Consider the following 12092-nt stretch of genomic DNA (forward strand, 5'->3'; position numbering starts at 1 on the left):
GTACACTTTCAAGGTTATTGAACCCGCTGCAGCCGCCATGCAACAGTATCTGGACCTGATGCGCCATGTGCGCGACACCGGCACCGACAAAATGGACCGAACCGGCACCGGAACACGCTCAGTGTTCGGCCACCAGATGCGTTTCAACCTGCAGGACGGGTTTCCGCTCGTCACCACCAAAAAGCTGCACCTGCGCTCCATCATTCATGAATTGCTGTGGTTTCTCAAGGGCGACAGCAACATCGCGTACCTGAAGGAAAACGGCGTCAGTATTTGGGACGAATGGGCTGATGACCAAGGCAACCTCGGGCCCGTGTACGGCGTGCAATGGCGCAGTTGGCCCACAGCCGATGGCCGCCACATTGACCAGATCAGCCAATTGATGGATCAGCTCAAACGAAACCCTGATTCCCGACGCCACATTGTCAGCGCCTGGAACGTGGCTGAAATCAACAACATGAAGTTGCCCCCTTGCCACGCGCTGTTTCAGTTTTACGTGGCAGACGGTCGCCTGTCCTGCCAGTTGTACCAGCGCAGTGCCGACATATTTCTGGGTGTGCCCTTCAACATCGCCAGCTACGCCCTGCTCACCCACATGGTGGCCCAGCAGTGCGAACTGGATGTCGGCGATTTCGTCTGGACTGGCGGTGACTGCCACCTTTACAGTAACCACATGGAGCAGGTTGAACTTCAATTGAGCCGCACGCCGTTGCCACTGCCCCAGTTGAAGATTCACCGAAAGCCTGAATCCATTTTCGGCTACCACTTCGACGACTTCGAAATTGTGGGATACCAAAGCCACCCCCACATCAAAGCCCCAGTGGCTGTGTGACCATGAAGTTATCCTTGATTGCCGCCGTGGCGCGCAACGGTGTGATTGGCATCGACAACCGCCTGCCTTGGCACCTGCCCGAGGACTTGGCCTTCTTCAAACAGACCACCATGGGATGCCCGGTGCTGATGGGGCGAACCACCTATGAATCCATCAACCGGCCGTTGCCCGGCCGTTTGAATGTGGTGATCAGCAGGCAAGCCGACTGGCAACCTGCCCCCAAACCGGATGGTTCTGCCCGTTCGCTGATTCAATACCCCACGTCCTTGCCTGAGGGGGGTGACACTGCGATTGCACTTGCACCATCATTGCACGCGGCCCTGGACTGGCTAGACGGCTTTGAGCACGTGTTTTTGATCGGCGGCAGCCAGGTGTACACACAAGCCTTGGACGACGGCTTGGTGGATGAGCTGGTCCTCACTGAGATTAACCACGACTTTGACGGCGACGCCCACTTCCCCGTCTGGGACCGGCAACAGTTCCGCGAAACACACCGAATCAGCAACCCAGCCACTGCCGAACGCCCATGGGGCTTCGATTTTGTACAATACGCGACATTGAACAACAAGGAGTAAACATGGCCCGCACTGTGAAATGCATCAAACTGGGCGTTGAAGCCGATGGGCTGGACTTCCAGCCCGTGCCCGGTGAATTGGGCAAACGGATTTTCGAGAATGTGTCCAAACAGGCTTGGCAAGAATGGGTGAAAATCCAGACCATGCTGGTGAACGAAAACCGCCTGAGCCTTGCTGATGCGCGTGCTCGCAAGTACTTGCTGGAACAACTGGAAAAGCACTTCTTCGGTGAAGGGGCTGACCAAGCTGCAGGCTACGTTCCACCCAGCGGGCAGTAAAGCTAGTTAATAGCCCGGCATTATGTAGCAGGTGAACACCAGTAGGTCTCACCTGCTTTGTTTATGCGGTTCTTGAAGGATTCTAGAATTAGAAAAAACAGGTATCAGTGCCCCGAAATGAATGGCTGAATCAGCATTTTGGGGAGGTTGGAGTCGCCCTCTTGCCTGAATAGCTCAATGCCAATTGGCATCGTTTGAGCGTCTTCTTTCGGTTTTGCCATGTAAGTTCCAAATAGTCGGTCCCACCATGGGAAACTAAACCCGTAGTTTGAATTGGTTTCCTCCGGACGAATGGACTGGTGCACACGGTGCATGTCTGGTGTGACCACAAACCATCTAAGCACCCTCTCGGCCTTAGCCGGTAATCAACACAAATTGTTAACACAGCTAGAGAAATAGGATGGGCACCAGTGAAGCAATTAATTCGGCTTAGGCATGCAGGGAGAAAATACGCGGCGGTTTGAAAGGTCGTTCGGGTTCACCCGAGGAAACTCGCTTCAACACAAACATTTCAAGATGATTCTTGAACGATGAAGGCTGAGCGAGGCATGAGGGTATCAGTGCAATGCTTGGCATGCATTCTTGACAAGATATGCAGCCTTCGCAAGTCATACCTGACAGAGCTAGGTCATCCCGTTGCGCGGTCCATCTGACGGCTCCAATTCCCTGTTCGGGCTTAGATACAACAATGTCTTGGCTGACCGACCTGGTTTTTATCAGCTCAGACTGATTTGCCTGCTCGCATTCGAATCGACAGAGTTCCGCCAATGTTGAGGCCGCAACCTGAAAACTCAGGCATAACAGCAACATCATTGCCAAAAACCGATGGACTCGGGTCATGCGATTACGCCAAAAGGGATAATGGTGCTTGATTTAGCAGCAGGACATTCCCAGGGCACAACAGGCGGCTCCCGCTTCACAGCATGTGCCTGCGAAGGCATATGTGGTGGCCAGCAGACCAGTAAATACAACGCTTGCTTTCAACATCAAAGTTTTCATTACAGTTTTCCTTTTGAAAAGTGGGCAGACCATCTGCCCACTTCAGTATAGAACACAAGGACTTTGAAAAGTTCAATCAGCCAAACCAATTTTTGACCGGAAGATGGCCATGCCCTTACTTTTTCTCGATACGGGTGACTGTCATGCTGGGGTCCAATGCGAACTTGACTTCGTCTCCGGCCTGTAGGCCCTTGAGCATCTCCATTGAACCGACCTTAAAAACCATCGTCATACCGGGCATTTGATGGCTTTTGATTTCACCATGCTTCAGTGTTACCTTGCCCTGATTGAGGTCAATTTTTTTGACGACACCTTCAGTCATGTCAGCGTCGGACAGGTTGCCAATGCGGTCTGAACCGTCAGAGGCTTTCACCGACGATTCCGTAGAGGGGGAGTGGCCTGCGTGCGGGTCCTGAGCCTGAGCTTGACCAAGGGTGAGCGCTGAAATTATGGTGATGAGTAAGTAATTGAGGTTTTTCATGGTGTTTCTCCAAAAGTTAAAACTGTGATTCGTAGGTTTGGACGGTGGCGTAAACGCGGCTTTGACCATCCCGAGTGAGCAAGAGCACTTGATAGGGGGAAAAATCAGCACCAATCTCCATCCCAGGCGAGCCTGCAGGCATACCGGGGACAACTAGCCCGATAGCGTCCTGGGGCTTCTCTTTTAGAAATTGGCGTATGTACTTCGCGGGTACATGTCCTTCGAAGACATATCCCTCGGCACTAACTGCCGTGTGACAGGAACGGTACCTAGAGTCAATTCCAAGTTTGTTTTTCAGCGCTGGCATATCAGACACGTTGTCGTACCGAACAGACAACTTGGATTGTTCTAGATGCTTTATCCAGTCCTCGCAGCAGCCGCAGGTGGGAGATTTGTACACCTGTAAGCCAACGACCTTAACAGGTGTGGACATGATTCTTTTGGGGTTAGTTGTTGGTGCGGTTGCCTCTGTACCCCAAGCATTCCCGCCCATGGCCCCATAAGCAAGGGCTAGTACCAAGCTGTGGTGAAGAAATGACCTCATTTTTTAGCCCCTTTCGCATCTGCGACACGGATACTGCCGACCATGCCAGCTTCATAGTGTCCGGCAATGAGGCATGCAAACTGAAAGTCACCCAGTCGATTGAATGTCCAGACGATTTCCTCTGTTTGTCCAGGCGGTATATGCGCCATGTAAGGTGCTTCGTGCTGCATGCCCGGAAAGCGTTTCATCAGCTCTGCATGCTCTTTGTTTGCTTCAATGGTTCCAATGACGAACTCGTGTAGCAATACGCCTTTGTTTGTGACCACAAAGCGGATAGTTTCGCCAAGTCGGACGTTGAGACTGGATGGGTCAAAACGCATGTTGTCCGACATGGTGACCTGAACTGTACGCTGGGCCTTGGTGGGCATTGCGCCAATTCCCCAGGGCATTTGTTCAAAATCCTTCTCCGAAAAGACGGGCGCCTTCTCATGCGGGTTACTGCCATGTGCTAGTGCCCCATTGAATGTGGTTACAGCCATCAGGACAGCCCCTAGGTTGAGTAAGAATTGATGGATTTTCATCGTGGTTTCCTCAGTGATTTGAATGTCCAACGGGTTTTTTGACCTGAACTTCAATATTGGTTGCAGGCATGTTTTGAGCCTTCATGGCTGCAGGTCCCGAGCGAGCACTGGAGGGCGCAGGGGGCAACCCTTCTCCTGTGTATTCATACGCCTGAGTCCCCTTGGGGTGCTGGTACCAGCCCGGGTCCGTATAGTCTCCAGGCTTTTGGTTGTCTCGAACTTTCAGGACGCTGAACATCCCGCCCATTTCGACAGAGCCAAAGGGGCCGTCCCCGGTCATCATGGGCAAGGTATTGTCAGGCAATGGCATGTCCATCTCGGTCATATCAGCCATACCCCGTTCCCCCATGGCCATGTAATCAGGTATCAGGCTGTGCACTTTTTTAGAAATCCCGGTGTGGTCCACCCCAATCAATGTTGGCAAGTCATGCCCCATTGCGTTCATCGTGTGATGGCTTTTGTGGCAATGAAAAGCCCAGTCGCCCACGGCGTCGGCAATGAACTCCATTTGCCGCATCTGACCCACAGCCACATCCACCGTAACTTCTGGCCAGCGACCACCTTTGGGGGTAGGGCCACCGTCAGTGCCTGTCACCTCAAACTCATGCCCATGGATATGGATGGGGTGATTGGTCATGGTCAGGTTACCCACCCGAATCCGTACCCGGTCACCTTTGCGGGCCACCAGTGGTGAAATTCCCGGAAAGACCCGGCTGTTCCATGTCCACAGGTTGAAATTGAGCATGGTCATAATTTTTGGTGTGTATGCCCCAGGGTCAATGTCGTAGGCGTTGAGCAAGAAGCAGTAATCTCGGTCCGCTTCTTCAATCAAAGGGTTTTTATTCTTGGGGTGTGTCACCCAAAAACCCATCATGCCCATGGCCATTTGTGTCATTTCGTCTGCATGCGGGTGATACATAAACGTACCGGGCCGCTTGGCTTCAAACTCATAAACAAAAGTTTTACCGGATGGAATTGCAGGTTGATTTAGCCCAGCCACCCCGTCCATGCCATTGGGCAGGCGTTGTCCGTGCCAATGAACACTGGTCTGCTCAGGCAATTTGTTGGTCACGAAAATCCGTACTCGGTCGCCCTCGACCACTTCAATCGTGGGACCTGGACTTTGCCCGTTATAGCCCCACAGGTGCGCCTTCATGCCTGGAGCCATTTCTCGAACAACTGGCTCAGCAACGAGGTGAAATTCTTTAACTCCTTGATTCATGCGCCAGGGAAGGGTCCAACCATTTAAGGTCACCACTGGGTTGTATGGTCGACCCGTTTTGGGAAACAGTGGAGCCATGGTGTCCGGCGATGTTTGAATAATTGGCTCTGGCAAAGCGGCCATGGCCACTTTGCTCACGGAAGTGGCGGCAACAGCACCTCCGGCGATGCCAGCCAGTTTAATAAAGTCTCGTCTTGAGTTCATGATGGTTCTCCAATCTCTTAATGCCCACCGGCTGAGGCCTGGCCACCGGTGCTGCTCATCATCAGATTGGCATTCAGTGGTTTCCCCATCAGGGTGGATTCAAGCGCCAATTGCGCCCTAATAAAATTTCCAACGGATTCAATGGCAGCTTGACCTGCGCGGACTTGATTGCGACTCTCCGCAAGTAGCTCAAACGTGCTGATTAACATACCGTTGTATTGGGAGACCCCCTCGTCGGCCAAGGCTTCCTGCATCGGAATGACATCATCCCTGTAGTGTTTGGCGATGTCGTAGGCTGTTCTGTAGGCCGAATAGCTTTCCCGAAGAGACGATTCTGCATTGCGGATGGTCCCCTCCAGCAGATTTGCCTTACTGAGCAGGTCTGCACCAAAAGCATCCCTTTTCAGTTCTCCCCAGTCAAAGAGTGGAAGTCGAATGTCCAGTTCATAACCCCTGGGATTGGACAAATTTCCAGAAGCTCGGTCATAGACTGAATTCCTACGGATACCAAGGTCCACATCAATAAAAGAGCCCACAGTTGCAAATCCAGCCCTTTTTAGCGCTGAATTGTAAGCAAGTCTGGCCATTTCAATGTCCAGGCGGTTAGTTGCCATTTGTGCAACTTTGGCACTGTCCATCGGAGCGTCTGGAAGGGCTGGTAAGTGGTCGGGGATTTTCAGCTTCGCCATCTGTTCTGTTGTCAGCCCCAGAATTCGACCCAATTTTTCGCGCGTTGCAATAGATGTTTGCTTGGCTTGGGCATAGGTCACTACCGCATCCGAGTAAAACATCTGCTGCCGAATTCTTTGGGTGGTTGTAAAGTTTCCAACTTCCGCAAGCCTTTTGGCCAATTGGGCACCCGCCTGGGCAGCACTCAACACTTTCTTGGCATAGGTTTCCTTCTGATTGGCGACGACCGCGTCCACCCACGCTTGTTGAACCGCAACCGACTGCCCGATAACATCGGAACTCATTTGCAATTGTGCTTGCTCAATCCGCAGGGAAGCAGATTGCTGTCGCCATGGCAGAGAGAGGATGTCCAGCAATCCAAATGTGATAAGCCGGCCAATCTCCAATTGGTCTCCGGTGGTAATTCGCTCGAAAGTGAGTAAAGGATTGGCAATTCGTCCGGATTGAGCCGCCAATGCTTGGTTGGCCCAGTTCTGCGCAAGCAGTGCCTGAAAATCCGGGCTATTGGCTAGCATCAGTTGAACACTGCCTGCCATGGTGAGCGGCTGCGCCAGTAACTTATCCGTCGTCTCGCCAAGTACCTGTTTTTGCGTGGCATTCAAAGCCAATGAGACTTTTCCGGCTGTTAGGGACTGGGTACGCAGGTTGGTTTGGTCGATGGATTGGTTGATGTCCACTGTGGCACAACCGGCCAAAGAGGCAACAGCCAGGGCCAGTATCGATTTACGGAGGTAGCTCATTGCTGCCTCCCCTGGGGAGATTCACCTGCGCCCATCCCATGTTCCATGGACATGCCCTTCATCTGAGACATGTCGTGTTTCATTGAGGGGCGCGAGTTTTTGACTCCCTGCGAAGTTTCAGGGGCCACTGAAGGCTCCTCGCGAGAGCCTTCCTCCCCCCGAGAGGCCGCCTCTTTGGCGTAGTATTTCCATCCCCCCAGCTTTCCAACATGGTCGTTGGCGGTCCGCCAATCACGTCTTTGAGTGGCCTGATAGGAATCAAATTGTTCGAAGGCCGATTGGTATGTCAGGTCTGTCTGGGGTTCAGCAAAAGCCCCGTTCACACTGAGTAGACCCAAAAAGCCTATCAGTGCATTGCAAATTTGAGCGCGCATGGACGCACCTCCATTTCTGGTGTTCAAAAATCAAATGGCAAATCAGTTGATTTCAGGCAGAAATGGGGGGACGGTAGGGGGGAATGAGGTCCGAACTTTGATTCGCGAGAATGGGTGTAGTTATTACTACAGAGGAAATCTTTACTGAGGGGCTGACCAAAAAAGGCAGAATGAAAGATGCCTTGCAGGCAGCGTGGCAGTCGCAGCAGTCGCCTGCTTTGTCTTTTTGAGCTTTGTCCGCTTTGGCACCCGCATGTGAGTGTTTTAGATGCGGGTCATTCGCATGCTCGCCAGTCGCATCGTCGTGTTCATGCATCTGGTGCATGGGGGCGGAAGAATCAGAAGACGACTCATGACAACCAGCCATAGCAGCACTAGCCACACCCTGTAACAACAGAGAGCAGGCAACTAAGCACATGCAAAAGATTTGGAAGAAAGTTCGTCTCATTGCTCAACCTAACAATATTTCTAGTATAGCAACTTAACTTATCGATTGGGGACTAATTTCGTAAGTGTAAAACTATCGACTTGACGATTGCGGCTAGAGTCCTTGTGGGCTGAAAATCTCTCTACAGCGCAGACTACGGCTTGAATCAAGTGGAACCCGCCTCGATTCTTGGAGGGGGGGTGCCTCTATATGCTGATACGGGAACGGGAGTCTGCCTGAGTCTTCTCACAATAGTTTGTTCAAGGCCGTTGAAGTCACTCTAAGCGTTTGAACAAACTCTTTGATGGGGACAAGGTCCTCTCCAGTGTTGTGGGGAAAACAAGAGCTAGCCCTCAATTCTTTGAATTTTTAAGGTCAAATAGTCAGTTGTAACTATATTAAAGCCAACACTTGGCCAAAGCTGAGAAACCTACTTCGCTGACGCAAACCTCTCGTTGAAGTCCTGAATAATCCTTAATGCAAGCGCGTTGGCATTCAATTTCTGAACAGGCCAAGCCTCTATCCCCATCGAGGCCGCACTTGCAAACTCAGCCGGTTCTAGTCTTATCAGGGGTTTGGTTGATTCGATATCTCGTATAGTTTGTTCGCGGTTTTTATTTTGAAATCGCGCAACTAGGTTTCTAGCCCAGCTTTTAATTTCTGGGGAGTCGACAGGCCAACTATTCACGTCGACGACTGTTAGCCCATAACTACGAAATACTTCACACAGGTATGTGGCACAGGTGAAACCTGGTCTGTCCAGAGGAGGGTTATAAGAACCATTTTGATTTATGGAGCCAATGTTACCCAACCAATCAATCCCGTATCGAATATCTGATTTTGCAACGGTATTATGCAAGTAAACCGGAAAAGAGACTTTGGTGAACTCATCCAACTCTACGACTGCCGCCAGGCGGCGCTTGTTACAGACGCTCCAATTAACAGGCTCGTTCTTGATAAAATTGTCGTCTAAAAAATGGAGGTCAAATGCGTTCTCGTTACTGTGATTTTCTGAGCAAAGGGCATCATTTTCTAGCCCGAGTGCCTTGCCATTTTTGCTTTTAATTATATAAGTCATTCCAACGTGTTTTGCCCCCACTTGGCTGACCCATATACCGATGGTTTGGTTGCCGAAAAAATCTTCAACAGGTGGCGCAGAAAAACCAGTCAAACTAGCAATCCCCTCATAACGGATTCAGGTCTGTAACCTTTCGTCGGAAGATATTCTTTCGCAAAGTTACACAGTTCACCCCAGCCTCTAATTTCTTTTCTAAATGGATAAGTTGTTCGCAGGATAGCAACTAGGTGCTGTGGACTAGGGGTGCTACGCCTTACTCGCGTTAGGTCAACTCCACTGGGACCTTCCTCGTGAATTACTTTGGAAATAGCCTGGATGGTAACAGCAAGGCCATCCATGTCAACTGCGGAGAACTCATCGTTTACCATGGTGAGCCACAGTGGAAGTGTCTTCGCCGAACTTACCTTAGTTCCACAATAAGACAACAGCAAGAAGAGCGAATTGACATTCGAAAAACGGTTTGGAACCCCGATTACATAGTCATTCAAGCGCTCATTTAGATACTCCGCTGCGTTAAATGCGGTAGCGTGGGGGCTCTTGTAAACGAACGTAGTTCTGGACCTTGCTGAGCGTGCATAGCTCGCCTCTGCGAGTTCCTCAGCGTTAAATCCTCCGCTGTAGCCGTTAATCTCTAGTGGGGCACAGTGCAGCACTCAATGGCTCCTTAATACAATTTTGAAAGACAGCGTTCGCGCTGCGGTGAATCAAATCCAAAGAATTCAGTGCCGTCTTCATGTCAATAGGCAGCTTAGGCACAGTGTAAAAATCTGAGTCAATCAAAAATGCCTGTTTCTCGGGGTTATCTGACGCTCGCAACAGGGCAGACTGCAATAAAAGTTCGCAGTCATCTAAGCAAAGAACGGTTTGTGAAGTTTGTTGCAACACACAGGATTCGTCTACCTTGTCAACAAAGCCAGTGGTCGACAAGAATCCCGCAACAATAGGGTTTAGCAAGTCAGACCAAAGCATGTCTTGTAAATTCAACGGCTCACGTTCTATGAGGTCCTTGTAACGAAGGCCTACCCTAAAAATTGAAATTGGCTTAAAACTAGCCTCGAAAATATTGCATAGCGAAGTAAGCCTTGCATTGAATTCAGTCCATTGAGAATACGCACGGGTTGTCAATGCTACGAAATCTTTGCATATGGAAAATGTGTGTAATTGATTTTCTGTAGAGAAATGGTATATCTGCGTGCTGTCAGAACTCTGGGAGTTGTGCGTCACATCAGTAACAGCATCAGGTGATGCGTTCACTGTAACCGTGATAGACGCTAATTTTTCAGACCTCAAGACCGAAAAACCGGCTTCATGTAGCTGGCTTTGAATCGTTGGCAGTACATCTTTTTCAAGCGCGAAGATAGGCGAAAAGCGAAGCTGTGCAACAACTTCAATCAGCGGATTTACCGCATACCGTACTCGTTCTGCATGTTGAATTTTCATAGCCAATATAGTAACCCGATTTATTCAAGGGTAGAGCGATACCGCTCAACTGGCGTATAAGTTGCGATAGAGCTGCATGTTAAGGTTGGCCAGCTGAGTTCTTGGCGACCAAGCTTCAAGCCACCTTTGGCTTGCTTACGGCGATTCTGCTGGGTAGTTCGCAACGGATTTCATCGCTGGTAACTGCATACATCGGCGCAGCCTACTGGTTCACCTCGCCCACGTCCTTTGTGAACCTTGCAGCCGTATTTGGTCGCATGTCCTCCGATACCTTTGCTAGGATAGCCCCATGCCTTTTGTGCTGGCTGAATGCATGGGCGGACTGCTTGCACTGGATTTTTACAGTTTTCACAAAAACAAGTAGTTTTTGACGTTGCTCAATGACTCACGTCAGAGCCTCTGTAACCCTTCCGTTGAGCAATGTTCGGGGTGACTCCCGCCCCTCTCTAACGGGAGGCTCATGTTGAATCTACGCGGAGGGGTGGCATTCAAGGCCACCTCAATACGAGCCAAAATAAAAAGAGGCTGCCAAATGGCAACCTCTTTAGCAAGGGTAGGCTAACTACACTACTATATTCGTATATCTAGCCTTTCGTCGTGCTATAAAAGCACTTCTCACGTACAGTATAGCACGCAATGTATTTTTGTCAGTCTATTTCCGTAGTTGAAATTGAAAAATTTGTCTCTTCAGCAAGACTGAGCTCCTACCATACGCTTATAGGTTCGCCAAAACTTGAGGATGCCATAGGTTCATACGTCTGGGGTTTAGAGTTGAACGGGGCGCTGAGCTCGCTCCTTAGCGTGTTTGAAGTGGTGTTAAGGAATAGCATTCATGGCGCGGCATCTGCTTATTATGGCAAACAAGACTGGTATTTAGATTTACTCAAGTGGCAAGGTGATTTGCTGTGGCACCAAAAAGTCGCGCAAAATCTGGGCATCACCCAAAAGTATTACCGAAGTAACTGCCCCCCGTACAACAAAAAGAAAATCACATTAGGCTCTGTACAAAAAAATCTTATGCACTGGCGCTCACCAGCAGAGGGGAAGATAGAAGAAATAAAACAACGTCTAACAAAAAGCGGTAAGCCTAATACCCCCAACCAAATTGTAGCTCACGCGATGTTTGGATTTTGGCTAAACCTGTTTGAGCACACCTTCGAGTCGGCGACTGACCCCAGTGCGCTTTGGCCGACCTGTTTAAATTTGATATTCCGTAACAACCCAAGCGTCACTCGGGCACAAGTGGAAGCCGCCCTTTCTGGTATCAAAGACTTGAGAAATCGTATTTCTCATCATGAACCAGCCTGGAAAATTGCAGTCACACAAACGCCCGCTGGTGTTCACGCCGCATTGAACATCCAGGTACGCGAGATTGTGATGATTATCGAAGCAATAAGCGGAGATGTTTCGAAATTTCTAGTCAACTCAGGAATTTTAGAAAGAATAGCCAGATTGACAGACCCAACAGTAATAACTGCATACGCAGGAAACCAACAACTGGAAGCTGTTGATTTGCGAAAGGCAGTGAGGAGATTTAAAAAAATTGTAAGAGGCTCAACGAAGAGAAATCACCTAGCCGCGCCTCAACCAGAAAAGTCTTTTAGTGTGACAGACGGGGAAAATACGCTCGTCACAGTAACACCACACATTTGATTCGCAGTTGCTTCGGATATCAGACAGGGCTACT

12 protein-coding genes are annotated in these 12092 nt (G+C 50.1%); 4 read left to right on the forward strand and 8 right to left on the reverse strand.

The features are described 5' to 3' along the window. Positions 1–37 precede the first annotated feature (37 nt). Genes thyA through ACK4FF_RS05735 form a run of 3 tightly spaced genes read left to right on the forward strand, consistent with a single transcriptional unit; the run spans position 38 to position 1685 of the window. Positions 38–832: a thymidylate synthase gene (gene thyA / locus ACK4FF_RS05725; protein ID WP_409705745.1), complete on the forward strand. Its 795-nt coding sequence runs from the start codon at positions 38–40 to the stop codon at positions 830–832. A 2-nt stretch (positions 833–834) separates the two neighbouring features. Beyond that, positions 835–1407, forward strand: coding sequence for a dihydrofolate reductase (locus ACK4FF_RS05730; RefSeq protein ID WP_409705748.1), 573 nt, complete (start codon positions 835–837; stop codon positions 1405–1407). 2 nt (positions 1408–1409) lie between these two features. Then, a complete protein-coding gene (locus ACK4FF_RS05735; protein WP_409705751.1) occupies positions 1410–1685 on the forward strand; it encodes an oxidative damage protection protein in 276 nt (91 codons plus the stop codon). A 104-nt stretch (positions 1686–1789) separates the two neighbouring features. Here ACK4FF_RS05735 and ACK4FF_RS05740 read toward each other — a convergent pair whose 3' ends face one another. The 8 genes from ACK4FF_RS05740 to ACK4FF_RS05775 form a co-directional block, all read right to left on the reverse strand. Next, positions 1790–2029: a sterol desaturase family protein gene (locus ACK4FF_RS05740; RefSeq protein WP_349256618.1), complete on the reverse strand. Its 240-nt coding sequence runs from the start codon at positions 2027–2029 to the stop codon at positions 1790–1792. A gap of 770 nt (positions 2030–2799) precedes the next feature. After that, positions 2800–3165, reverse strand: coding sequence for a copper-binding protein (locus ACK4FF_RS05745; protein WP_256763421.1), 366 nt, complete (start codon positions 3163–3165; stop codon positions 2800–2802). A gap of 16 nt (positions 3166–3181) precedes the next feature. Further along, the gene (locus ACK4FF_RS05750) at positions 3182–3709 is read right to left on the reverse strand and encodes a DUF411 domain-containing protein (protein WP_409705756.1); all 528 of its coding nucleotides are present in this window, start codon (positions 3707–3709) and stop codon (positions 3182–3184) included. Continuing rightward, on the reverse strand, positions 3706–4230 hold the full coding sequence (locus ACK4FF_RS05755) for a plastocyanin/azurin family copper-binding protein (RefSeq protein ID WP_409705759.1): 525 nt from the start codon (positions 4228–4230) through the stop codon (positions 3706–3708). The genes ACK4FF_RS05750 and ACK4FF_RS05755 overlap by 4 nt, the downstream gene beginning before the upstream one ends. 10 nt (positions 4231–4240) lie before the next feature. Then, a complete protein-coding gene (locus ACK4FF_RS05760) occupies positions 4241–5656 on the reverse strand; it encodes a copper oxidase (RefSeq protein WP_331132282.1) in 1416 nt (471 codons plus the stop codon). A 17-nt stretch (positions 5657–5673) separates the two neighbouring features. Continuing rightward, a complete protein-coding gene (locus ACK4FF_RS05765; RefSeq protein ID WP_331132281.1) occupies positions 5674–7086 on the reverse strand; it encodes a TolC family protein in 1413 nt (470 codons plus the stop codon). Positions 7087–8317: 1231 nt separating this feature from the next. Then, positions 8318–9058, reverse strand: coding sequence for a hypothetical protein (locus ACK4FF_RS05770; RefSeq protein WP_409705763.1), 741 nt, complete (start codon positions 9056–9058; stop codon positions 8318–8320). Between the two features lie 531 nt (positions 9059–9589). After that, on the reverse strand, positions 9590–10405 hold the full coding sequence (locus tag ACK4FF_RS05775; protein WP_409705766.1) for a TIGR04255 family protein: 816 nt from the start codon (positions 10403–10405) through the stop codon (positions 9590–9592). Positions 10406–11041: 636 nt separating this feature from the next. On the opposite strand from ACK4FF_RS05775, the gene ACK4FF_RS05780 reads away from it, so the two are divergent. Continuing rightward, a complete protein-coding gene (locus tag ACK4FF_RS05780; RefSeq protein WP_409705769.1) occupies positions 11042–12058 on the forward strand; it encodes an Abi family protein in 1017 nt (338 codons plus the stop codon). Positions 12059–12092: the final 34 nt, after the last annotated feature.

Source organism: Limnobacter sp., assembly GCF_046297615.1.
Classification (GTDB): Bacteria; Pseudomonadota; Gammaproteobacteria; order Burkholderiales; family Burkholderiaceae_B; genus Limnobacter.